We start from the raw sequence: 23,823 nt of genomic DNA on the forward strand, positions 1-23,823 counted from the left end.
AATGAAAAACAGACACGAACACTTAAAAAGAGTAATCGTAGATTTTAAAAAATTAACTCCAGAAATTCTGGCTATGTTAGTTGAAAAATTTCCTGATGGATACGATGATCGTAATATTGTTTCCTTTAAGAATGCTAAAAACGAATTAATTGAAGCTGTAGAGCTTATTACCGAAGACACAAAGTATTTGGTAAAAGTGAGTACTAAACTCGAAGTTACTATGGAAAATTACGACGAAGACGATTACGAAGACTTCGACGAAAACGATCCGGAAGCGATACAAGACCCACTTTTGGAAGAGGACAGTGAGGACGATGATTTTTAAAAAACTATTGTAATATTACTAACTTAAAAACGTAACTAACAAAACCCAGACATTACTAATAACTACTATTTTCGACAAGCGATTGCTCTGTTTTACAAGTTGTAAAATATGGCTATCAAAAGATTTTTTAATAATTATAAAACTATTCAAAATGAAGTCAAAAAAAATATTACAATTAGTGATGGTAGGTGTTTTTATGTTAATCCTATCAAGTTTTACAGCGGCAAGTGATAGCATTACCGCTAAACAAGGCGCAATAACTATTAATGCTGTTTACGATGGTTTCGAAGAGTATGGTTACAATTTTATTACCAATAACGACGACGACGAAGAGCGTACAATGACATTTCAGTTTGCAGACGATACGGTTTTAGAAGCTTTCGATTTAAAATCTGATGCCTTAATTGGTAAAGCTATGAAAGTGACTTATACAACTGCTGTAGAAACCGAAGAGGATGAAGATGGGTTCGATTTGGAAACCGAAGTTTTAACCATTACAAAATTAGAAATACTAAAATAACTTAATGCGAGACTATTTGTATTAAACTTGCAGATATTAAAAATTTATAAAACCAGAACATATTTGTTCTGGTTTTTTTATTTTGTAGAACAACATTAAAGCATAATGCCAAAAAACAATAAAAAAATTAAAGAGCCTTGGCCAACAAAAGAAGCTATGGTACAGGTTTATAATAACAAACTTTGGGGTACTAATGAGTCTTATTTTTATTCTGGAGAAGGATCTCATGCTCCCGAGATAATTAATCCTTATATAGATGTAGTAACCTCGTTTTTAACCGCTTTTAAAAATCCTGTTACGGTTTGCGATTTAGGTTGTGGAGATTTTAATGTGGGTAAACAACTAGTGAATTTTACCAAACAGTATCACGCAGTTGACATTGTGCCAGCACTAATAGCGCATAATGAAATAACTTTTAAAGCACATAATTTAAAGTTTTACTGTTTGGATATAGCAAAAGATAATTGGCCTTCTGGCGATTGTGTGATTTTAAGGCAAGTATTACAACATTTATCTAATAGTGAAGTGAAACGTATCGTTAAAAAACTCACTCATTTTAAATATGTAATACTTACAGAGCATGTACCCAACCATGATTTTTTACCTAATAAAGATATTATTTCCGGACAAGGCACAAGACTTAAAAAACAAAGTGGTATACAGTTGCTAATGCCACCCTTTAATTTAAAAGTAAAAGAAGCAAAAGATGTGTTAAGAGTAGATTTAAAAGGAGGAAAAGGGACAATAGTTACTACTTTATACACTTTAATTTAACTTGTAATTTTAATTATTCTTTTGTGGTATCTGTTTCCAAATACGCAATTAAGTTGGCTAATAATTTCTCATTAGCAGGAATAAAATAATTCATAAGCGAAAGATATTTTGCATTGTTCTTATACCCAACCTCTAATAGAGTTTTGTTTGACTTTATTCTCAATGTCTAACTCGGTATTCATAATATGTGTTAGCGGTTTGTATTAGGAAATTGTATGTTTGCGTGCTAGGAATTTCTGAAGGGAATTAGGATATATAAACTTGCAACTACCTTTAGTTACGCCCAAATTGAGCAATTATTGTTATACAGTGTTAACCAACGTTTTTCTTCTTCATTATTATTACTGCAGCCTTAACTGCTTCTTTCTGATAATCTTGTTTATTGTTCAATATTTCATTCAGTTCACTTTCCGATTTAGATTGAAATTTTTCCACAAACTTTTCTACTGCGTTTTTTTCTTGAACTTTTTTCAATGTAAACGCTTCTTTTGAGTCCTGTTTATTTATGTATTGAAACATTCTAAATCTGTATTTCGTATTTTCAATGATAGGTTTTTCATGTAAAAAATCAACCAACAAATTAGATATATAAAATCTATCTCCATTTTTAAATTCTAAATCCCAATATGCTAAATCAGAATTTATCATTTTCCAGCGTCTTGCATTGTCAATACGATTTTTATAATAAATCCCTAAATGATAAATAGAAGTTTTAATTTCCGATATTTTGTATTGTTTTGATATTGCATTTTTTGTTATGCTGATTTGGTCTAATTCAGTATCAATTTCAATTTTAGTATTTCTGTTTTCTTGATAGTAATTTAGATAAATAATAAAATTCGGTAGGTTATATATTAAAAAAATGAAGAGATAACCTGCAAGGATTTTGATAAGTAATTATTACCTTTTTATACTGACCAATCTAAAATATCTAATATGTCTTCTCCTCCATAATAAATATAAATTTCTCCGTTGGGTTTTATAAATAAATGATTGATTTCAAAATTAGAGCTACTAAAAAATAATTTTTTTAATAAATTGTAGTCATCGACAAATATTTGTTTTTTTCTATTAGTTGTAATCCCAGAGTTTTTAGTTCCAATTAAAAAAGATTGATATAAACCTGAATTGTTATTTATCCATTTCCAATATTTTTTATACTTCTTGTCTTTAATAATTTGTTTATCTTTTTTGCTGTATAGATGAATCATAATATTCTTGTTTTCATCAATTTCAGTTCCAATAATTTTTGAGAGAAGCATCCTTACTTGTTGGTGTTCTAGTGAATCTAATTTCCCAATATTTTTACGCAAATGAACCGTAGTTATTACGGCAGTATCATTTTTAACTTCGCTAGTATATATTTTTCTTTTATCTATTGACTGAAACTCATTTAAAGTTATTATCTCATTATTTGAGTCAATGTAAATCACATTTTTTTGCTTTTGACCTAAAGCACTCTGTGATAATAATAAGATTAAAAAGATGGTTAGAATATTTTGCATAATTATGGTTAGCATTAATATGTATAAACATAGACAATTTATTATTCACTATCTATTAGATAAAAGGTTTATTAAGCACATTTTTTTAGTAAGTTATTCAGTATAAGCCCAACTTTTTTTAACAAAAACCTCCCAGATAAAAACACTAAAAACCACTATATATTCCAAGCCAATAATCCAGAGGTTTTCGGTGTTATCTGCATTTGCATAGGCGAGATAACTTATAATAATTATAAAACTCCATACCAAAGGAAATTTATAACCGGTAAATACACTTAACAACAATATCGTTGCCACATACCAAGGATGTACAGTAGTACTTAAAAACAAGTAGATTGTAAAACTAAACAGCATCGCGATAATTAGTTTTTTAACATCTGTATTTTTTCTTATTAGTGCTAAATAAAGAATACATAGTATGGTAATTATTGGCAGTATTTTACCAATAATAGCAATTTCGTTGTAGCCAGTAAAGCCATAACCAATAGCTCTAAAAATATAGTAAATACTGGCATTAAACTCAAAATTACTAAACCATAAACCTACGGTTTTGGAGTAGTTGTCTACAAATTGCGTGGAGAAAAATGGTGCGAATAGTAATAGTGTTGTTATAATTACAATTGTGTAAAAACTTATCAACTTTGTCATTCCAGTCTTTCGGTTTGGCTCAAGATAAACAATGACGTTTGTTTCGTCATCCTTTTTGGTTAATGGCTTCGTTTCACTCGTAACAACGTTACGCTTTAAAAACCACCAAAAAAACAAAGGCAAAAACATAAGTGGTACTAACTTGGTTGCAATAGACAAAGCAAAAACAACAGCTGCCCATTTCCATTTATAAGTATGTAACAAATACAAACTCCATACTAAAAAGAATAGCATGACACCTTCGAAATGCAGGTTTCCGGAAAGCTCGATAACGATAAACGGATTTAATATATACCAAAATATGTGGTGCGCTGGCTGCTTTAATTTTTTTAGAAGCTTTTTACCAAAATAGAGTGTTCCAAAATCTGCAGCAATAATTAGTAACCGTAAAACCACTGCCGAGCCTAAAATGCTTTTACCACCAAACAAACCAGCAAAAACAAAACACAATTGATTTATTGGCGGATAATTTGTAAAATGGCTGGCGTTTAATTCGCGCATACCAACATACAATTCTTGTGCTTGTGCGATGGGAAATTCGCCATTAGAAATAAATGATTCTGGTGTGTATAAATAGGGGTTTAAGCCTTCCAGAATCATGCGGCCATCCCAGATAAAGCGGTAAAAGTCTTGCGATAAATTAGGAATCGCCAGAATAAAAATGGCTCGAAATAAAAAAGCAATTAGGGTTAAAAATTTAATATCCTCCTTTTGGGTTTTAACCAAAAAGTAGAATAGAATAAATAAAGCGGTGTAAATAGAGGTTAGCTTTACATAATCTGTTCTGGCTAAATCGTAAGCAAAAACAGCGTAAAGTACTACACTTAAAAGTGTAAATAAAAGTGGTAGTTTATAGTTTTTTAATATTGCTGAATTAAACATTGCTTTGCGTTAGTGATTGAGGCTTTGTTGAAGCTCCTCGCAGAGAGCGACTGCCGAAAGCACGACCTTTAGGTAACGCCCAATTTGACATGCTCATTGCAAGCAAAAAATTATGCTTTTGAAGTTAAGGATTTAAAAAATACAAATCCAAAGCCTAAAAACAACATTAAATGAAACGGAAACAACCCAAAATCGCCACCTTGATCGCCAACAACAAAGGCGCTATACATACCAAAGGCAAAATAGAGCATTAAAATACCTTCGAAAATAACATTGGTAGACACATTTTTAGCCAAATATTTGTTGCCTTTCCAACTGTCTTTTAAACTATTTATATTAAACTTTGGTGTACGTACAAAATCACTGCGTTTCCCAAAATGACCTTCTAAAACAGCAATAGAATTGTGCAGGCTAAAGCCCATGGCGATAGAGAAAAAGGTAAAAAACATACCTATGTATTGTACAAAATTTTTGAGTCCGCCACCATAAGAGCGTTTATACATAAACCAATAGCACACAAAGAAAATAAGGGTGCTTAGTACAAAAAAGCTCATTACATAAAAGTAGGGTTTTAGGTGTGTGTATTCGTTTTTTATATAAAGCATTGGGATACTTAATACACCCACAATAAGTACGTTTAAAAACATGGTACTATTAAGTAAATGCAATACACCGTGTAGTTTTGTTTTAGAAGATATGTTTTTGCTTTTAAGCACCTTCCACATCATTTTTCTAAAGTTTTCTGCACCACCTTTATTCCAACGGAACTGTTGCGAACGTGCCGCACTAATTACAACAGGCAATTCGGCTGGTGTCACCACATCTTCAAGGTACTCGAATTTCCAGTTTTTAAGTTGTGCACGGTAACTTAAATCTAAATCTTCGGTAAGTGTATCGCCTTCCCAATTGCCAGCATCGAGAATGCATTGCTTACGCCAAACGCCAGCTGTGCCATTAAAATTTATAAAATGGCCTTTAGAGTTTCTGCCCACTTGCTCTAATGTAAAATGTGCATCGAGCGCAAAGGCTTGAATTTTTGTAAGCGTAGAATAATTTCTATTTATGTGTCCCCAACGTGTTTGTACAACACCAATATTGCGATCTATAAAATGTGGAATGGTTTGCTTAAGCCAGTCTTTTTTGGGTAGGAAATCGGCATCGAAAATGGCAATAAATTCGCCTTTAGCAATTTCTAAGCCTTCTTTTAAAGCACCAGCTTTAAAACCTTCGCGATTGGTACGGCAAATATGAACAATGTCTAATCCCTTGGTTTGAAGCGCAGCGATTTGAGCACATGTTGTTTTTATGGTACTATCTGTAGAGTCGTCTAATACCTGAATTTCCAATTTCTCTTTTGGATAATCCATAAGCGCTATGTTTTCCAGCAAGCGCTGCATAACATACTCTTCATTAAAAACTGGTAATTGAATGGTGACAAAAGGAACATCTTCCGGATTATTAAAATTTAAATACGGCGTCTTTATTTTCTTTTTTTGCGCAGAGAGGTAATTAAATAACAAATTTAACTGCGCTAAAGCATACATAAAAATAAGCAGCAACGCCACTGAGTATATTATTATTATAAATACGTTTAAATAAATCACTTTTTTACACTGTATTTAAAAATCCATCCCAATATCTTAAAACCAGCAAATATAGTACCTTTTACTGTTCCAGACACTTTAGAGACACCAATTCTTTGTTTATACTTAACAGGTACTTCTACATACGAAAGTTTCTGTTTTAAGGCTTTAAGCTGCATTTCTACAGTCCAGCCGTAGGTTTTGTCTTCCATGTTTAAGGCAATAAGCTTGTTGTATTTAATGGCTCTAAAAGGTCCTAAATCTGTGAATTTTGCTCCAAAAAAGAGTGACATCAAAAAAGTTGCCAGCCAATTACCAAAAACTTGTTGTGGTGTCATCGAGCCACCTTCACGTAGTCGTTTTACTCGGGCTCCAATTACAAAATCGATGTTGTCTTTTATAATTGGTGCCACTAATTTGTTTAATTCTTCGGGATAATCGCTGTAATCACCATCTAAAAAAACAATGATGTCGGGTTTGCTTTCTTGGCTAGCTATATATGCCATGCCTTTTAAACAGGCATAGCCATATCCACGTTTGTTTTCGGTAAGTACTGTGGCACCAGCGAGAGCTGCATTTTTTGCCGTAGCGTCTGTTGAGTTATTGTTTACCACAATTATTTCTTCAACAGTTTCCGGAATGTCGTTTATAACATTTGCAATAGACGCTTGCTCGTTGTAAGCAGGAATGATGACTTTTATACTTCGACTTTGCTCAGCACTGGTTTCGTTCATTTAAGGTCGCTCAATTTATTTTCTTTTTTAAAAGAGGCAAGGTCTGTCCATGCTTTAATTTTTTTACCTTCGGAAAACTTTGCTGCCGAAACCAATTTTTCTTTTTGGTACATAAAACAATAACCGTTTTTTAAATTATTTTTAAGTTGACATTTATGATTTATTTTTTCGTTAACATCATAAAACAACCACCATTTTGTTTGTTTTCCGTTTAAAAAATGACCTTCTTTTTCTTTTGTGCCATTATTTCTATAAAACTTCCAATAATCGGTTTCTACTCCAGATTTAAAAAATCCGGCTTTGGCTAATGTACCATTACCATAATAAATCTTCCAATATCCAGATTTTTTCCCGTTTGTGTAAGCGCCTTCTTGATGCAAAATGCCGTTTTCTAAATAGCTTTTCCAGTAGCCTTTAGGCTTTCCATGATCAAAGGTACCCTCTTTTTTTAATTTACCGTAAAAGTAATAGGTTTTCCAGAAACCATTATAATCTCCATTAGCGTAGTAACCTTCACTTTTAAGCTGACCGTTAACATAAAATTCCTGCCAAAAATCATGTTTTTTATCGTTTTTATACTGTCCTTTTTTTTTAAGCTGATTGTTATCGTAGAAGTACGTCCAATAGCCAGATTGGAAATTGTTACTAAAATGGCCTTCTGCTTCAAGGACATTATTTTTATAATAAAACCGCCAAAAACCTTCTTTTAAATCGTTTTTATAACTGCCTGTTTTTTTAATGTTTCCGTTTTCGTAATAAAATGTCCAAGTGTCTGTTTTTAAATTGTTTTCTATCCAACCTTCAGCTTTAATCGTTCCGTTTTCATAGAAAGTTTTCGTGTAAATTTTTTCCGCCGAAGCGTTAAAACTGATTAAAAAAGTTAGTATGAAAATTATACTCTTCATTTTATCTGTGACTCTTGTAAAGGAATATTTACGAACATTGTAAACTTACTTATTATTTAACAAATCCATTAAGTTTACATCGTTTCCTAATAATATCTCTGTTGGATTAATTCTCCCATCCATACTGTCATTTTCGAGTTTTAAAACGCCACGCGGACAAACAGCACTACAAATACCGCAACCCACACAACTAGAGCGTACTATATTTTCGCCTTTTTGAGCATAGGCACGCACATCGATTCCCATTTCGCAATAGGTCGAGCAATTACCGCATGAAATACATTGTCCGCCATTTGTAGTAATTCTAAATTTAGAAAATAAACGTTGCTGAAATCCTAAAATTGCTGCCATTGGGCATCCAAAACGGCACCACACGCGGTTACCAAAAATTGGGTAAAAACCAGTTCCTATTACACCAGAAAATATGGCTCCAATTAAAAATCCATAAGTACTACGGAGCGTTTCGGCTTCAAAAAGAAATATATTTCCATTACCGCTAAATACGTGCATGCCTATTAATGCCATTATAATGGCGAAATAGCCAATGGCTCCAAATTTAGCATCTTTTCCAAGCTCTTTGTGTTTAAAAATCATGGTAAGTGTAAAAACTAATGTAAGAATTCCTGCAACACCAAATAAAAACACATTTTTAGTTAGCCAGTATTTGCTGGCATCGTCACCTAAATAGGAATACACCACAGCGGTCGTCATTAAAACCACAAATACAAGAACACTGTGTACTACCCATCGTTCTATTTTCCAAGCATATTGTTTTTTATTGCTTAATTGTCTAAAAGAGTCTCCAGCGGTCTCTGCTAAACCACCACAACCACAAACCCAAGAACAATACCAGCGCTTTCCATATTTATAGGTTAAAATTGGTGTGATAACAAGAATAGAAACGACTCCAAATACGAGTAAAGCGGTTCCAATGGTTCCTGCACTAATAAACTCGTCTACACGATACTGTTCAAAATTATAATAGTTTAGTGGCCAAATATTTTTAAGGTCGTAATATGGTAAGCTAAAGCTTTCAGAATTTAATCTTGCCATGAATTCTGGAATTAAAAAGGCAAATGCTAATTGAAAAAACATAACCGAACCCGTTCTAATTTGCTCATAACGATTATGGCGATATTTCATTAAAAATTTATAACCAAAAACCAAAATGGCGACGGTATAAAGTGTTCCATAAACAAACCACTGACTTGCTGGATTGCCACTTAAGATCATGCTCAAAGGATCGAAAAGTGCAACTAATCCTGTGTTTGGCGCTCCATCTGTACCAAGTCCCAGCCAAGATGCTTTAAAATAAAGGACAATGTAAAAGCCTGTTAATGTTAAACCTGTTAGCCATCCTATTAATCCTCTTGAAGAAATGGATTTAAACCAAACACCATCGTTTTTTATGCCTTTGCTTGTATCTAAATAGGCCAGATTTGTAAACCAAACTGTTCCAGCTATTATTAGCCCAAGAGCTAATGTTAACCAGAGCGCTTTATTACTAAAGCCTATATTTAAAAAAGCAAATACGAGAATAAAAAGACCAGATAGTCCTATTCCAGATGCGATTTTTTGTTTTGGCGAAAGGTCTTTTGCATTGGCTAAAGACATATTTTGATTAAGTTTATCACTCATAATGGTTATAGTTAGGCAGTTTGGTATTGCTTATTGTAAGCGTTAAGAATTTCTTTTTCGTAATGGTTATAAAGTTCTGGATCGAAATTAGCTTGAGACAGATTATTTATTACATAATCTAACTCGCGTTTCTCGGTTAGCCAACGGTCGAAAACTTCATGCTTCATTCGAATACCAAAATTATTAATACCTAAAAACTGATTCGTGTTTTTATTGTAAGCTACAGTTATGCATTTAGTGTCATCTTCATGTTTCCAATGAAAATGTGCTTCGCTATCTTTTTTGTTTTTTTCGCTAAATACCCAACCATACGTTTGATATTCGATATCTAAAAATTTAGCCGAATTAAACCAATGCCCAGGATTATAAGCCATTTTATTACCGCAAATGGTTTGCGCTAAAACTTCGCCCATCATCCTGCCCGTGTACCAAACCGCTTCAATAGGTCTGCGTTGTCCAATAGCCTCGCGTTGTTGTGCGCAATCACCAATAGCATAAACGTCTTGAATATTAGTTTCTAAGTAATTATTAACCAAAACACCTTTGTCTGTTTCAATACTTAAATCTGGCTCAGCACTGGTTTCAGAATCTTTTATAAAGTCGATGTTTGGAGAAACTCCAGCGGTTAGGCCAACAACGTTACAGTTTATTTCTTCGCCAGTTTCTTCGATGATTATTGATTTTGCACGTCCGTTTTCATCGGCTTTTATTTCTTTTAAGTTGGTAGATAAGCGCAAATCTATGTGGTGACTTTTTATGTGTCTATTAATCATTTCGCTTTCGCCTTTTGGTAAAACACCGTTCCAGAAACTGTCTTCTCTTACCAAAAAAGTTACAGGAATGTTTCGGCTTACAAGCATTTCGGCTAATTCAATACCTATTAATCCGCCACCAACTATTACGGCACGATTGCAAACTTTATTATTTGGTGCATTAAGCTCTAAAGTTTCTAAATCCTGTTTACTATAAAGGCCTTGAACACCATCTAAATCCTGTCCTGGCCATCCAAATTTGTTAGGTTTACTTCCTGTTGCAATAACAAGTTTATCGTAGTTAAGCGTTTCACCTTCAGCAAAATGAAGTATTTTGGTTTTGGTATTTATGGTCTTTACATAACCCTTTTTTAGGTCGATTCTATTCTTTTTCCAAAACCAATCTTCGTAAGGTTTAGTGTGCTCGAATTTCATGTGACCCATGTAAATGTACATAAGCGCCGTTCGGCTCCAAAAATGATCGCTTTCTGCCGAGATAATGGTGATTTTTTTATCTGAAAGTTTTCTAATATGTCTTGCAGCCGTAACACCTGCAATGCCATTTCCTATTATTACTACATGTTCCATTGTTGAAAGTTAGGTGTTTAATATGTTTTTTACGGTATATTTTTTTGATTGTTTAAACTCCAGTCGTATTCAATATATTGAATTTCAGCATCTTCATTGATTTTGACTTCAGAATATTGGTTAATATATTCTCGAATTGTTAAGTCGTTGACTTTAAAATCGGCTGGATAAAATTCAAAAATGGAACTTATCATAGGCTTATCGGCTGTGATTTTATTTTTAGGTCCGTTTAAAAACTCTTTGGTAGCACGTTCCATTAATTTTTCAACATTTTTCGCGGTATATGCTTCCCGAAGCAATTTAGGACAAGATTCGCTAGCGCAATTAATGGCAAAGTGAATGCGTGGTTCTTTCATAGGTTGTAAAATTCCTTTTTCTACAGTGGTAAGCGAAACGGTTTCTTTACCTATTTTAATAAATTCTATTTGCCAAGGTCCTTTTCCATCAACAGAGATATCTCTAATGCTTCCTGGCATATTATGGCGTGTAATTAAAAGCACGGTTCCTGCATTATATATATTAATATAATATGCCAGTTGCTCTTCTATTGGCCATGATTCTTTTGGCGGATTGTTTGCTAATAAATTTAAATACTCTTTTAGTTTCGTACTATCTTTTTGAAAACCTACGTAATTAACATATCCTTTATTATCTACATACTTCTTAAGCAGTGCGTCCCATTTTGAGTGATCGACAATGTTTTCTTGAACATTGGTTGATAATTCTGTTTCTTTTTCTTTAGCTGGTAATCCCTTATCGTTTATGCAGGAAGATACGGTTCCTGAAATTAAGAACAGTAATAAAGTAAGTTTTAAATATTTCATGAGCTGTAATTTAATTGATTATAATTAAACATTAAGAATGTTGTAGTTTCTAAGTTAGAAAAAACTTCTTTTTAGGTCGTAATTAAATCAACATACTTTCTATAAAAGACATTTTTAATTTTTTTGAAACTAAAAAAATCCAAAATATAGCAATAGAGCCGACTATGTTTTATAAAATAAGTATCTTAAAATTTTAATTAGTATTTATGAGAAAATTATTTCTTTCACTGTATTCAATAATACTCTTGCAAGCCTGTGCATCGCAATCTGTAAGCTATAATAAAATTAATGGCGTTAGTTTTGTTGCTGCGGGAATTCCGGTTACAGACGAACATATTAATCCTGTAGTAAAATTACAGGCAAATTATGCCGCGATCATGCCTTTTGGTTTTACTAAGAGTCTAGAACATCCAGAAATAATTCATGATACCGAGAGGCAATGGTATGGAGAAACTAAGGCAGGAGCAAAACAATATGCCCAGAGTTTACAGGCTAAAGGGATTAAAATCATGATAAAACCGCAAATTTGGGTGCGCAATGGTGAATTTACGGGTTACATTAAAATGAATAATGAAGCCGACTGGAAACAACTTGAAAATACATACTCTAAATTTATTTTAAAATTTGCTGATTTAGCTGAAGAAATTAATGCTGAAATATTATGCATTGGTACAGAATTAGAAGGGTTTATTATTAACAGACCAGAATATTGGAATACGTTAATTATTAAAATAAAAAAGAAATACAAAGGCAAGCTAACTTACGCTGCAAATTGGGATGAATTTAAACGTACACCATTTTGGAGCCAGTTAGATTATATTGGTGTAGATGCTTATTTTCCAATTAGTGAAAGTAAAACGCCAACAATAGAAGAGTGTATTGCAGGTTGGAAAACTCACAAAGTTGTGATTAAAGAAATTTCAGATAAGTATAAAAAACCAATATTATTTACAGAATATGGTTATAGAAGCGTTGATTATACGGGAAAAGAACCTTGGAAATCAGACAGAAGTATGACGATTGTAAATTTAGAAGCCCAAAACAATGCAACTCAAGCATTGTTCAATACTTTTTGGAAAGAAGACTGGTTTGCTGGTGGTTTTATTTGGAAATGGTTTCATGCACATGATGAAGTTGGAGGAGAAAACGATACTCAGTTTACACCGCAAAACAAGCCAGTAGAGGACATAATTAGAACTCATTTTAGCGAGCAAAATTAACATTTAGGCTATATGCTTTTTGTAATAAGCCAATAAATTTTCTGGACTGGCGCCAAACCATTTTTTTACATAAATGGTCCAAAAATGATACTGTAGTTTCCAAATGCCATGACGTTTATAGAGTCTGTCCGACGTTTTTATTTTTTTATTAATCACAACAAACTCTTTACGTTTATACAGCTCGTTAATTAAAATGTTGTCTTCGTAAATGATGTAGCTTTCATCAAAACCTCCAATATCATCAAATAAGGCTTTGGTGATAAACTGACTTTGGTCTCCACCACGACAAGCGCGCCACTTAAATTGTGTTAGCCAACTTGCCAAGCGCAACCACCAATGGTTATTATCGAAAGTTAAACGAAAACAACCTGCTTGATTGTTTTGCTTAACTTCTTCAATAATGTATTTGTCATAATGTGTTGGAGGAAAAGAATCGGCATGCAGAAAATACAAAATGTCACCGCTTGCAGCTTTAGCGCCAGTATTCATTTGCTTGGCTCTTCCTTTTTCAGAATGTATGAGTTTAACTTTTAAATCCAGTTTTTCTACAATCTCTTGAGAGCCATCGGTACTGCCACCATCGACCACAATAATTTCTTGTATGTTTTGTAATGAAGCATTATCAATTAAATGAAAAAGTAAATTTTCAATGTTTTCGGCTTCATTTAAAATTGGTATAATTATGCTAATCATGGAGCTGGATCAAAAAAAAAAACTATTTTATTTTTGTTCATTCAAACTCCAATCGTAATCAATATATTGGATTTCAGTATTTGGATTTACTTTAGTATCACTGTATTTATTAATGTAGTCTAAAACAGTTCCGTTTTCTGTAAAGTCGCTTTTATACCATTTAAAAATTTCTGAAATTTTTGCTTTGTTAGTAGATAATTCATTTTTAGCTGAATTGTTAATGAATTCTTTAGTAGCACGTTCCATTAATTCCATGACGTTTTTTTCGGTGTAAGCAACGTCTAATAATTTTGGGCAAGAAGCCGATGCGCAATTAATAGCAAAGTGAATTCTCGGTTCATTCATTTTACGTAAAATGCCGTTTTCTAAACCAGCAAGAGAAAATTCTTTGCCACCAATTGTAAATCTGTTTTTTAACCACGGCTTATCAATATCCTTAATGCTTTTAGTAGGATAATTGTCTATAATTAATTTTACAGTATTTGCGTTATAGACATTTATAAAATAAGCCAATTGTGTTTCTACGCTCCAATTTTCGCTTGGTGTTTGCTGCTCTAAATAGGCGATGTAACTGTTTAGTTTTTCGGCATCATTTTTAAAACCTTTATAATCTACATCTCCATTTTTAGCGACGTGCTTTTTTAATAAAGTATTAAAGGATGAATGATCAATAGTTGCCATTGGCGACATGGTCTTAGTTTCTGTAGTAGTGTTTTCATTTGATGCTTCTTGCGATTCATCAACTGTTTTTACAGGTAGACCTTTAGCTGAAAAACAACTGTTTATGGTTAGTGCGAATACTAAAATGGCTATTATCTTTTTCATAAGTTTAGTTTTAAGAAATGATTATTTATTTACTCTCAATATAAGAGATTCAATAGTGTTTTGAAATTTTAAATACTTAATGTTTAGCTAAAATTAAGCGACAATGCACGGTTTTAATACAATTTTGTGCTTAAAAGCTATTTTTTTAACGGATATAATTCTTGACTAATAAAATCTTTAGGAAATTTTTCATCACCTTCAAAACCCAATTCAATATCTCTTCCGCTATGTGGAACATAATTCGTTTTAAAAATATAATCCCAAATACTTAATGTTAAACCGTAATTAACACCATATTTCTGGTGCTTTGGCAATGCTTTTGCATGATGCCAAATGTGCATTTTCGGGTTATTAAAAATATACTTTAAAACACCGTAATCCCAACCTAAATTAGCATGATTTAAGTGCCCAATCGTTATGGCAAAAAAGTGAACAATTGCAACGTGTTGTGCATCGAAACCACCAATTATTGCAATAGGAATATAAAGTAGCGATTTGTAAACCACAGGTTCCATCCAGTGGTAACGTAAATGTGCTGCAAAACCCATTTCTTTTACGCTATGATGCACTTTATGAAAGTTCCATAGAAAAGGAATGCGATGCAGTAATCTATGCGTATTCCATTGTGTAAAATCGCTAACAATAAAGAAAATTAATAATCCTGACCACAATGGCAATTCGTCCACATCAAACAATTGAAAGTTAGAAATAGACAAACCAACGAAACCCAAAATATCATCAAAAAAAGCAGCTGCAGTATCAGTTAATGCAATAAGCACGATAAGGTTTAATAAAAAGAAATTAAAAAACATGTAAAACGTATCTAACCAAAAGTCTTTTCTAAAAATAGACTGGTCTTTTCGCCATGGGAAAATGATTTCTAAAATCCATACAATTACCGAAATGGCAATTAAACCATAGAAAAAATTATCCCAATGATTAATGGTAATAATCTCATTTTTAAGATAACTCCAATAACCAGAATAGGCGTTTTTTATAATGTCTATGTATTTATCCATTTATAAATTTCAATATTATCTTTAATTTAAAATAATTGCTGCTTATTTGCAAATGCAGGTTTCATCTTGTAAATAACTTTTGGTTTGTGGTTTTTTAGGGTTATTAAAAAAATCTGCTTTAGAACCCGATTCTATTAATTTACCATCACATATAAAAAACACGTGATCTGCAATGCGTTTAGCCTGAGCAATGTTGTGTGTTACTAAAACAACAGTATAATTTTCTTTTAAGCGCTCCATTAAATTTTCAATAGAACGTGTGCTAACAGGGTCTAAAGATGAAGTAGGTTCATCCATTAATATTATTTCTGGTTCTATAGCAAGTGCTCGGGCAATACACAGGCGCTGTTGCTGGCCAATTGACAGTGAGTGTCCAGAGTCTTTTAACCTGTGTTCTACTTCTTTCCAAAGGGCAACTTCCTTTAAATTGTTTTCTACAATAGAACGTTTTTCCTGTTTATTTATTTTTTTGTGTTGCTGAATTCCAAACAGTACATTTTCTGCTATAGATTTTGGGAATACACATGGACTTTGAAAGACCATACCAATATCTTTACGCAGTTGCGTAAGATTTTTTACGCCATTTAAAATATTGGAATTATTGAAATTTACAGCACCTGAAATTGACATTTTTTCTGCGTCATCATTCATTCTATTTAAGCTTCTAAGTAAGGTAGATTTTCCACCACCGGAAGGTCCAATAATGCAATTAACCTTATTTTTATGGAAAGCCATAGAGATGTCTTTAAGTACTTGATTAGCACCAAAGGACACGTTTAAGTCAGAAATTTGTAAAGCAATTGCTTCCTTTTCTAAAACAGGTACCTCTAATTTATATGCTGCGTTCGATTTCATTAATAGTTAATTTTTGAATATTGAATTCTTCGTACCAAAGCACTAATGCTAAATACAAAGACTAAAGTAACTAATACTAAGCTACTTCCCCAAGCATTTTGTAAGGCTTGTGGATTGGTGGCTTGCTGTGCCAAAGCAAGAATATGTGTTGGCAAACTACTAACAGGTTCCATAAGACTTTGCGGAAAAGATACACCTGAAAAAGCAGTGGCAATAAACATAATTGGAGCAGTTTCACCAATTGCACGCGCTAACCCTAATAAAAGACCAGTAAAAGCACCATTTATAGCTCTTGGAAAAATTACGGTTCTAACCACTTTCCATTTGGTTAATCCTAAAGCAGAGGCATTTTCTCTGTAGGTTATAGGTATGCTTTTAATAGACTGGTAAGAAGATAAAATTATTGTTGGTAAAATCATGATTGCCAAAATAATACCGCCAACAAACCAAGACACTCCAGTTTGCAAAACATTTACAAAAAATATGAGTCCGAAAATGCCAAAAATAATAGATGGAATACCATTTAAACTAAAAATGATGGTATCTGTAAAGGTTTGAATGTTTTTATTTTTAATGTATTCACTTTTGTATATCGCAACACCCAGTGCTAGCGGAAAGCTAATTGCAGCCGCACATAGCGTTAATAGTAAACTACCAATAATTTGATAAACAATCCCGCCTTCTGAACCAAAATTCTTAGATTCAGAAAAAAGGAAATCAAAAGAAATTGCGCTAAAGCCTTTCCATATTAATGTAGTAATTAAAAACAAGAGTATAGTGATTGAGACTAAACCTGCTGCCCAAATTGTACACTTAAAAACGCTATTTTTTAAAGCTTTTGTCATAGCGAACGCGTTTCGGATTTAAAATAAAACTGCGTGCAAATGGTTAATGTTATAACAATAAGCAGGAGCAAGAATCCTATGGCATTTAAGGCGCTAAAATGTAACGACCCAAAAGCGCTTTCGCCAACTTCTCTTCCTAATTTCGAGGTTATAGTTTGACCTGGCGATAATAGATTGAAAAATGGTTGAGGTATTTTATCAATACTACCCACTAAAAGCATAACAGCCATGGTTTCACCTAAAGCTCTTCCAAGTGCTAATAATACACCACCAGCAATGTTTTTTTTTGCAATGGGAAGCAGTGTTTTTTGAATAATCTGATAAGGATACAAGCCTAAACCTTTAGAGGTTTCTTTATATTTTTTAGGAATGTTATGTAATGCATCATCTGTGAGTGTGATAATAGTAGGTAAAATCATGATGGCTAATAATATTCCCGCAGTCAATAAGGTTCTTCCTGAAGATAATTCGAAAACCGAAGCCACCCAAGTACTAACAATACTTACGCCAATAAGTCCGTAGATAATAGATGGAATTCCGGCTAATAACTCTATAGCAGATTTTATATACAGTCTGTATTTATCTGCTAAAATTTCCGAAGTAAAAATCGCCGTTGCAATCCCTAAAGGTATGGCAATACAAAGAGCGATTGCAGTTACTGAAAATGTGCCATAAACCATTGATAAAACACCAAATTGATTTTTTGCAGGATTCCAGGTTAATGTAAACAAATTCCAACCTATCTGGCTAAAGGCATCGTAGCTATTGCTAAACAAAACAATAAAGATAAGAATTGTTATAGCAATACTTATAAGTGTACTGGCCATAACATATCCTTTTCCAATATTATTTTGAAATACCGACATATCCGTTTTTAATTACAATTTTTTGTCCTTCAGGACCTTTTATAAACTCTATAAACGCTTTAGTTTCTCCTGTTGGTTCGCCATTAGTAATTAATACCAAATCGCGTGTGATAGGAAATTTATTATTAATGATATTCTCTAAAGTAGGTTCTATAATTTCACCATTTGGCAAAATGATAGCGATACCTTTAACATCGTCATTTAGCCATGCGTTTGATAAAATTCCTAAAGCAGCATCACTTTGTACTAAAGCTGTTTGTTCTTCATTATTCGCTCCTAAAACCAAATCTGCACCAGCAGCAACAGCTTCTTTATCGCCTAAAACAATTTCCATAAATACATGGCGAGTTCCTCTTGAAGCTTCTTTATCTATCACCAAAATTTCTTTATCTGGACCGTTAAGTGTTTTCCAGTTTGAAATTTCACCTTTATAAATTTTAGCAATCTGTTCTAAAGTTAATGACGTAATACCAGCGTTATATATTTCTGAAGAGACAACAGGCACTACAGCATCTTTACCTATAACGTGAACTTTAAAGGATGTTTGAGGATATTGATCAATTTCTTTTTGCGTGATATCTCTCGATAGCATCCCAATTTCAATTTGCTGACTTCCAACTTGATTAACACCAACACCAGATCCACCAGCGTTTACAATAATCTTACTGTTTGGGTGTACTGCCATATAGCTTTCTGCAGCAACCGAAACAACCGGTAAAACAGTAGTCGAGCCAGCAACTCTTACTGAGTTTGTTTTTGGCTGTGAGCAAGAGAATATACACAATGCTAAAACACAGTGTAATATTATGTTTTTCATTTAATTATTAGTTATGTAAGTATCATATTAGCAACAGCCGCCACCATCGTAATGGTATGTAGATTCGCTAATAAAAATATCGTCTCTTCCCATTTTAGCTAAATCACCAGCCGTTTTATCGCAAATAGCGATTGGCTGATTTTTTAATAAAATATGGCCTTTATTATCATCGAAGAAATCTTCGTCTCCATAATAAATAGCCGCTTTTCCAGTAAAAATACAAGGTCCATCTTCTGGCATAGGATCTTTAATAGCTGCAACTTCTATAGATTCGATGTAAATTAACTCATCGGTTGGATAATTTTTAGGATCTAAAATTCTATAAGGTTTTCTGGCACGAATTTCAATAGTACCAAAACCAGCGTCTGTTAATGCTTTTACATATTCGGCAATTGGTAAACTGCCGCTTAAACATAATGCGCGAAGTCTATCATCATTTCTTAAAGTGTCATTCATTTCCTGCTCGCAAGTAGGATCGCTCATTACTAATCTTCCATGTGGTTTTAAAACACGGTACATTTCTTCAATGGCTTTCTTTAGATCTTCAGCTTTAAAAATATTAAATAAGCAATTTTGTGCTGCAACGTCTATAGAATTATCTTCAACGGGTAAGTTTAATGCATCGCCTTTTTTTAAATCGACGAATTCGCTTTTAAACCAATCGTTTTGCGTTTCGGCTTCTAAAAAGTTTTTTCGTGAGGCTTCAAGCATTTCATCTACAACGTCTACACCAATAACACCACCTTTTTGGCGATTAAAATAAGAAAACTGAAGCAGCTCCATACCACCACCAACGCCAACGTAAAGCATCTTTGGGTTATTAGTTAAATCGCGAGCATTTACTGTACTGCCGCAACCATAGTTCATTTCCTGCATTATACGTGGAATTTTTAAACCTGGTAATTCCCAAATTGGGTTTGTAGTACAACATAAACCAACATCTGGTGTTAATGCTGCTTCTTTATATAAATCGTTTGTTGCGTTTAAGTAGCTCATTTTTTTAATTTTCAGTTTTTAGTCGCAGTTTACAGTATCAGTGAGACTGAAAACTACCAACTTGTTAAATTGTTTTTATTAATGCTTTAAAAAGGGTAATCATATTTGGTTCTGCCTTTGCTGCCATGGCAATAATTTCGGCAATGTTTACAGGTTTTAAGTTATCTGGGTCGCATTCATCTGTTAAAACTGACACGGCAGCCACTTTTAAACCTAAATGGTTAGCAACTATAATTTCTGGAACCGTACTCATGCCAACGGCATCGGCGCCAATAATTTTTAGCATGCGGTATTCTGCTCTTGTTTCTAACTGCGGGCCAACAACACTGGCATAAACGCCTTTGTGTAACGTTATATTATTAGATTTGGCAATAGTTTCAAACTTGGCATTGATTTCTGGATCGTATGGCGCACTCATATCTGTAAAGCGTTCACCTAATTTTTCAACACCTTTAATAGCTAATGGCGAACTGCCTTGTAAATTAATATGATCGTCAATAAGCATTAATTCTCCTTTTTTAAAGTTTAAATTAATAGCTCCCGATGCGTTTGAAACCAGTAACGTTTTTATGCCTAATTTTTCCATTACACGCACAGGATAGGTGACATCTTGCAATGTGTAGCCTTCATATAAATGAAAACGGCCTTGCATAACAATTACTGTTTTACCTTCTAGTGTACCGTATATTAATTTGCCTTTATGAAACTCTACAGTTGCTGTTGGAAAATGCGGAATATGATTATAACTTACTTCTTCAATTATTTCAATTTCATTAATAAGCTGTCCCAATCCGGTTCCAAGAATAATACCAATTTCTGGGTTTTTAAAGCCTTTACCCTGCAGGTATTCTGCTGTTTTATTTATAAACTTAATCATTGTTTTTTATAATTTTTTGCAATGGCTCAATGTACTCTAAATCTTCATACAAATCAATATCGTTTAGTGTTTCAAGCAAATGTATTTGCTCTTTTTTTAAATCTTGTACGGTATCGAACAAAACAGTATCTGTTCCCCAGTTTTTATTTTTAAATACAGCGGCATGCATGGTCGTCATACCTAACAAATAATAACCGCCATCTTGGGCTGGACCAATAACAATATCATCTTCATCTAAAGCGTTAAACGCCTGTTTTATATGCTTTGTCTCTAAATGAAACAAATCGCTACCAACAATAATTATTTTTTTATATCCTGCATTAAATCCATTTTCGAAGGCCTTGTGCATGCGTTCTCCTAAATCTTTTCCAACTTGCTGGTATTTTTGAAAAACGGACGCATCCCAAATATCATTTTCTCTAATCTTTACTGAATAATACACCGCTTTATCTGCATCTACTTGTTTTATTACTTGCTCTGTATGTTGTAACAAATACTTATAAACACGTAACGCTGCTTCATCACCAACTGTTTTTGCTAAACGTGTTTTGCATTTACCTAATTCGGGATTGCGAGTAAAAGTTATGATAAGGTTTTTTGACTTCAATTTATATTGTTTGTTTGAGTAAGATTAAATTTTGAGATATTGAAATTAAAATTTATTGCATAATCTCATCCACCGTATAAACTTTCTCACCTTTTTCAAGCCATTTACTCCAGGTTTTATTAAATGTATGAACTTTATCTGTTTCTTTTGAGTCTGAATTTATTATACTGAAATTCTTATTCTTCCATTCAAAAATACCACCATACAAATTAAAAATATTAGTATATCCTGCCTTTTTTAGCTTTTCTCCGATAGCTTCAGAACGAATGCCAATAGAGCAATACACCACTATTTCCTCTTCTTTATTTGGGTATTGTGTTTCAATTAAATCAATGTCAAACTCGTTATAGCCAACATAAACCGCATCCTTTATATGGCTAATTTTATATTCTTCTATCTCACGTGTATCAAAAATCACTGCTTTTGTTTTTGGCATTGCTAACTCTTGTACCGAAATATAAGGCACAGTATGTTTGTTATACTGCTGGAGTAAATCGCCCACTGTTTTCTGCGCCAATGCGCTTACAGAAAAAAAAGCAATTATGATGATGACAATATGTTTCATTTTTAAACTCTTATTATTAAGCTGTTACCACACCTTGACAGCTGCTTCCTGCTCCTGCAGTGCAACCGTAGCAATGTTGCGATATTACAATATTTCTACCTTCTAACAAGTCTTCTTTATAGTCGCTAATATGTTTAGATTTGCTATTAACTGGCAATTCTAACATTTGGTTAAAATCGCAATCAAACAAATAACCATCCCAACTTACAGACAGGGTGTTGGTACACATAACGTTTTCTACAGCAGCAGGGTTGTAGGCGTCTACTAAAGCATACATATAGTCCTCATAATTTTCTGAAGCAATTAAATAATCTAAAAAGCGTGCAATTGGTAAATTGGTAATGGCAAATAAATTATGAAAATGAATATTAAAATCTTCTTTCAATGCCTTTTTAAAATCCTTTTCCATGGTTGCCTGATCACCAGGTAAATAGGCGCCATTAGGGTTGTAAACCAAGTCCAGTTTTAAATTGCTGTCTGGCATGCCATAGCCACGCTCATTCAATTCTTGTAACGCTTTAATAGACATATCAAAAACGCCTTCTCCACGTTGTTTATCTGTTTTGCCTCTTGTCCAATGTGGCATGGAAGAAACTACATGAATGTTATGTTTTTTAAAAAAATCGGGTAAATCGTAATATTTTTTGTTTGCACGAATGATGGTTAAATTAGAACGTACAATAAAGTCTTTCACGCCAACTTTTGAAGCTTCTTCTACAAACCATCTAAAATTTGGATTCATTTCTGGTGCGCCACCAGTTAAATCCAAGGTATGAGCTCCTGTAGTTTTAATAACATCCAAAATTTGTTGCATGGTCTCTCGTGTCATTATTTCCTTCCTGTCTGGACCAGCATCAACATGGCAATGTTCGCACACTTGATTACACATATAACCCACATTAACCTGCAATATTTCGAGTTTTTTAGCTTTTAAAGGAAACTGATTGGTTTCATTAATTTTCGATTTAAATGTTGGTAACTCGCCATCTGCAAAAATACCGTTAGATAGTATTTCTAATTGCCTGTTACTATTTGCTAAGTCGCTATCGCGCTTGTGAAGTGATTGTGTTTTTAGTTTACCCATTGTTAAGTTTTACTGTAATGCTTACGTAAAATATGCATGTTTAGTTTTCAAAATTTTCATAAAAAAGAAATTGGTTGTATGCTTACATTTCTAATTTATTTACCTTATTCATCATTTGTACACCATGCACTAACGTAGCGCCACTTTTAATAGCAGCTCCCACGTGTAAGGCTTCCATCATCTCTTCTTTTGTAATACCGCGTTGTAAGCCATCTTTAGTGTAGGCATCTATACAATATGGGCATTGCTCTGTGTGGGCTACGGCTAAAGCAATTAAAGACTTTTCTCGGGCCGTAAGTGCTCCTTCTTCGAAAACCTTACCGTAGTAATCGAAAAACTTGTCACCTAATTCTTGATTCCACTCGCTAATTTTTCCAAATTTTCTAAGGTCTGCTGGATCGTAATATGTTTTACTCATCATAATTTAATTTGCGTTAATATACAAAATGCTACAGTCGTATTTATTATTTACAACTAACAAATAAAAATGGATTTAACTTTAATTTTAAAGTTAAATCCATTGAGAAGATTGTCCATTATTTTTTTTAAGAAGTAGGTCTTCCTTTAAGGCGTTTTTCGATTTTTTGTTTCTTTTCTGTTACTCTTTTCATAACATCCATGAGGTTGCTATCCTTGGTTTTTTTATAAATTTCGTTTATACCTAAAATTATAGATTTTGCCTTTCTAGAAGCTTCAACGCGATCACTAGTAGACATATTGCTCATTTTCATATCTTCAAATTCTTGAGCTTCAATCAGTAGAGTTTCCATAAAATTCTAATTTTTTTTAATATTTTTTGTAAAATAAATAAATCAAATCAATATTATATTAAATATATCATAAAAATTATTGATTAAGGTATTGAAACGTGTAATC

Annotated in this window: 27 protein-coding genes; 4 read left to right on the top strand and 23 right to left on the bottom strand. The window is 33.1% G+C overall.

Features of this window, described 5'->3' with window-relative positions; all coding sequences use genetic code 11:
• Position 1: 1 nt before the first annotated feature.
• From ACVC43_RS13370 to ACVC43_RS13380, 3 genes are all read left to right on the top strand, one after another.
• Positions 2-325 (top strand): hypothetical protein, encoded by a 324-nt coding sequence (locus tag ACVC43_RS13370; RefSeq protein ID WP_452225040.1) that lies wholly within the window; start codon positions 2-4, stop codon positions 323-325.
• Between the two features lie 151 nt (positions 326-476).
• The gene (locus ACVC43_RS13375; RefSeq protein ID WP_452225041.1) at positions 477-845 is read left to right on the top strand and encodes a hypothetical protein; all 369 of its coding nucleotides are present in this window, start codon (positions 477-479) and stop codon (positions 843-845) included.
• A gap of 105 nt (positions 846-950) precedes the next feature.
• Positions 951-1,619, top strand: a complete 669-nt coding sequence (locus tag ACVC43_RS13380; protein WP_452225042.1) for a methyltransferase domain-containing protein — start codon at positions 951-953, stop codon at positions 1,617-1,619.
• A gap of 312 nt (positions 1,620-1,931) precedes the next feature.
• Here the strand turns inward: ACVC43_RS13380 and ACVC43_RS13385 are convergent, their stop codons facing one another.
• The 9 genes from ACVC43_RS13385 to ACVC43_RS13425 all read right to left on the bottom strand — a co-directional run bounded on the left by ACVC43_RS13385 (position 1,932) and on the right by ACVC43_RS13425 (position 11,678).
• On the bottom strand, positions 1,932-2,267 hold the full coding sequence (locus tag ACVC43_RS13385; protein WP_452225043.1) for a hypothetical protein: 336 nt from the start codon (positions 2,265-2,267) through the stop codon (positions 1,932-1,934).
• Between the two features lie 260 nt (positions 2,268-2,527).
• Positions 2,528-3,124 carry a hypothetical protein gene (locus tag ACVC43_RS13390; protein WP_452225044.1) on the bottom strand — a complete coding sequence of 199 codons (597 nt, stop codon included), beginning with the start codon at positions 3,122-3,124 and terminating at the stop codon, positions 2,528-2,530.
• Between the two features lie 93 nt (positions 3,125-3,217).
• Complete coding sequence (locus ACVC43_RS13395; RefSeq protein ID WP_452225045.1) at positions 3,218-4,654, bottom strand: mannosyltransferase; 1,437 nt, start codon at positions 4,652-4,654, stop codon at positions 3,218-3,220.
• Between the two features lie 110 nt (positions 4,655-4,764).
• Positions 4,765-6,198, bottom strand: a complete 1,434-nt coding sequence (locus tag ACVC43_RS13400; protein WP_452225324.1) for a cellulose synthase family protein — start codon at positions 6,196-6,198, stop codon at positions 4,765-4,767.
• Between the two features lie 56 nt (positions 6,199-6,254).
• On the bottom strand, positions 6,255-6,971 hold the full coding sequence (locus tag ACVC43_RS13405; protein ID WP_452225046.1) for a glycosyltransferase family 2 protein: 717 nt from the start codon (positions 6,969-6,971) through the stop codon (positions 6,255-6,257).
• Positions 6,968-7,876: a hypothetical protein gene (locus tag ACVC43_RS13410; protein WP_452225047.1), complete on the bottom strand. Its 909-nt coding sequence runs from the start codon at positions 7,874-7,876 to the stop codon at positions 6,968-6,970. Before ACVC43_RS13410 ends, ACVC43_RS13405 begins: the two co-directional genes overlap by 4 nt.
• Positions 7,877-7,921: 45 nt before the next feature.
• Positions 7,922-9,514 carry a 4Fe-4S binding protein gene (locus ACVC43_RS13415; protein WP_452225048.1) on the bottom strand — a complete coding sequence of 531 codons (1,593 nt, stop codon included), beginning with the start codon at positions 9,512-9,514 and terminating at the stop codon, positions 7,922-7,924.
• Between the two features lie 11 nt (positions 9,515-9,525).
• Complete coding sequence (locus ACVC43_RS13420; protein ID WP_452225049.1) at positions 9,526-10,854, bottom strand: NAD(P)/FAD-dependent oxidoreductase; 1,329 nt, start codon at positions 10,852-10,854, stop codon at positions 9,526-9,528.
• A gap of 29 nt (positions 10,855-10,883) precedes the next feature.
• Positions 10,884-11,678: a DUF547 domain-containing protein gene (locus ACVC43_RS13425; RefSeq protein WP_452225050.1), complete on the bottom strand. Its 795-nt coding sequence runs from the start codon at positions 11,676-11,678 to the stop codon at positions 10,884-10,886.
• A gap of 206 nt (positions 11,679-11,884) precedes the next feature.
• Between ACVC43_RS13425 and ACVC43_RS13430 the strand changes: the two genes are divergently transcribed.
• The gene (locus ACVC43_RS13430) at positions 11,885-12,898 is read left to right on the top strand and encodes a glycoside hydrolase family 113 (RefSeq protein ID WP_452225051.1); all 1,014 of its coding nucleotides are present in this window, start codon (positions 11,885-11,887) and stop codon (positions 12,896-12,898) included.
• 3 nt (positions 12,899-12,901) lie between these two features.
• Here ACVC43_RS13430 and ACVC43_RS13435 read toward each other — a convergent pair whose 3' ends face one another.
• The 14 genes from ACVC43_RS13435 to ACVC43_RS13500 form a co-directional block, all read right to left on the bottom strand.
• A complete protein-coding gene (locus ACVC43_RS13435) occupies positions 12,902-13,591 on the bottom strand; it encodes a TIGR04283 family arsenosugar biosynthesis glycosyltransferase (protein ID WP_452225052.1) in 690 nt (229 codons plus the stop codon).
• Positions 13,592-13,618: 27 nt separating this feature from the next.
• Positions 13,619-14,416, bottom strand: coding sequence for a DUF547 domain-containing protein (locus ACVC43_RS13440; RefSeq protein WP_452225053.1), 798 nt, complete (start codon positions 14,414-14,416; stop codon positions 13,619-13,621).
• Positions 14,417-14,553: 137 nt separating this feature from the next.
• Positions 14,554-15,435, bottom strand: a complete 882-nt coding sequence (locus ACVC43_RS13445) for a sterol desaturase family protein (protein WP_452225054.1) — start codon at positions 15,433-15,435, stop codon at positions 14,554-14,556.
• Positions 15,436-15,477: 42 nt separating this feature from the next.
• Positions 15,478-16,290 carry a phosphate ABC transporter ATP-binding protein gene (locus ACVC43_RS13450; protein WP_452225055.1) on the bottom strand — a complete coding sequence of 271 codons (813 nt, stop codon included), beginning with the start codon at positions 16,288-16,290 and terminating at the stop codon, positions 15,478-15,480.
• Positions 16,290-17,135, bottom strand: coding sequence for a phosphate ABC transporter permease PstA (gene pstA / locus ACVC43_RS13455; protein WP_452225056.1), 846 nt, complete (start codon positions 17,133-17,135; stop codon positions 16,290-16,292). Before pstA ends, ACVC43_RS13450 begins: the two co-directional genes overlap by 1 nt.
• Positions 17,132-18,001, bottom strand: coding sequence for a phosphate ABC transporter permease subunit PstC (gene pstC / locus ACVC43_RS13460; protein WP_452225057.1), 870 nt, complete (start codon positions 17,999-18,001; stop codon positions 17,132-17,134). The genes pstA and pstC overlap by 4 nt, the downstream gene beginning before the upstream one ends.
• A complete protein-coding gene (locus tag ACVC43_RS13465; protein WP_452225058.1) occupies positions 17,982-18,818 on the bottom strand; it encodes a phosphate ABC transporter substrate-binding protein in 837 nt (278 codons plus the stop codon). Before ACVC43_RS13465 ends, pstC begins: the two co-directional genes overlap by 20 nt.
• Before the next feature lie 27 nt (positions 18,819-18,845).
• Positions 18,846-19,814, bottom strand: coding sequence for an arsenosugar biosynthesis arsenite methyltransferase ArsM (gene arsM / locus ACVC43_RS13470; protein WP_452225059.1), 969 nt, complete (start codon positions 19,812-19,814; stop codon positions 18,846-18,848).
• 64 nt (positions 19,815-19,878) lie between these two features.
• Positions 19,879-20,691 (bottom strand): purine-nucleoside phosphorylase, encoded by an 813-nt coding sequence (locus ACVC43_RS13475; protein WP_452225060.1) that lies wholly within the window; start codon positions 20,689-20,691, stop codon positions 19,879-19,881.
• On the bottom strand, positions 20,684-21,298 hold the full coding sequence (locus tag ACVC43_RS13480) for a TIGR04282 family arsenosugar biosynthesis glycosyltransferase (RefSeq protein WP_452225061.1): 615 nt from the start codon (positions 21,296-21,298) through the stop codon (positions 20,684-20,686). The genes ACVC43_RS13475 and ACVC43_RS13480 overlap by 8 nt, the downstream gene beginning before the upstream one ends.
• Before the next feature lie 52 nt (positions 21,299-21,350).
• A complete protein-coding gene (locus ACVC43_RS13485; RefSeq protein WP_452225062.1) occupies positions 21,351-21,863 on the bottom strand; it encodes a rhodanese-like domain-containing protein in 513 nt (170 codons plus the stop codon).
• Positions 21,864-21,879: 16 nt separating this feature from the next.
• On the bottom strand, positions 21,880-22,947 hold the full coding sequence (gene arsS / locus ACVC43_RS13490) for an arsenosugar biosynthesis radical SAM (seleno)protein ArsS (protein WP_452225063.1): 1,068 nt from the start codon (positions 22,945-22,947) through the stop codon (positions 21,880-21,882).
• A gap of 82 nt (positions 22,948-23,029) precedes the next feature.
• The gene (locus ACVC43_RS13495) at positions 23,030-23,365 is read right to left on the bottom strand and encodes an arsenosugar biosynthesis-associated peroxidase-like protein (protein WP_034062410.1); all 336 of its coding nucleotides are present in this window, start codon (positions 23,363-23,365) and stop codon (positions 23,030-23,032) included.
• A gap of 127 nt (positions 23,366-23,492) precedes the next feature.
• Positions 23,493-23,717, bottom strand: coding sequence for a hypothetical protein (locus ACVC43_RS13500; RefSeq protein WP_452225064.1), 225 nt, complete (start codon positions 23,715-23,717; stop codon positions 23,493-23,495).
• Between the last annotated feature and the right edge of the window lie 106 nt (positions 23,718-23,823).

Source organism: Lacinutrix chionoecetis, from assembly GCF_053604665.1.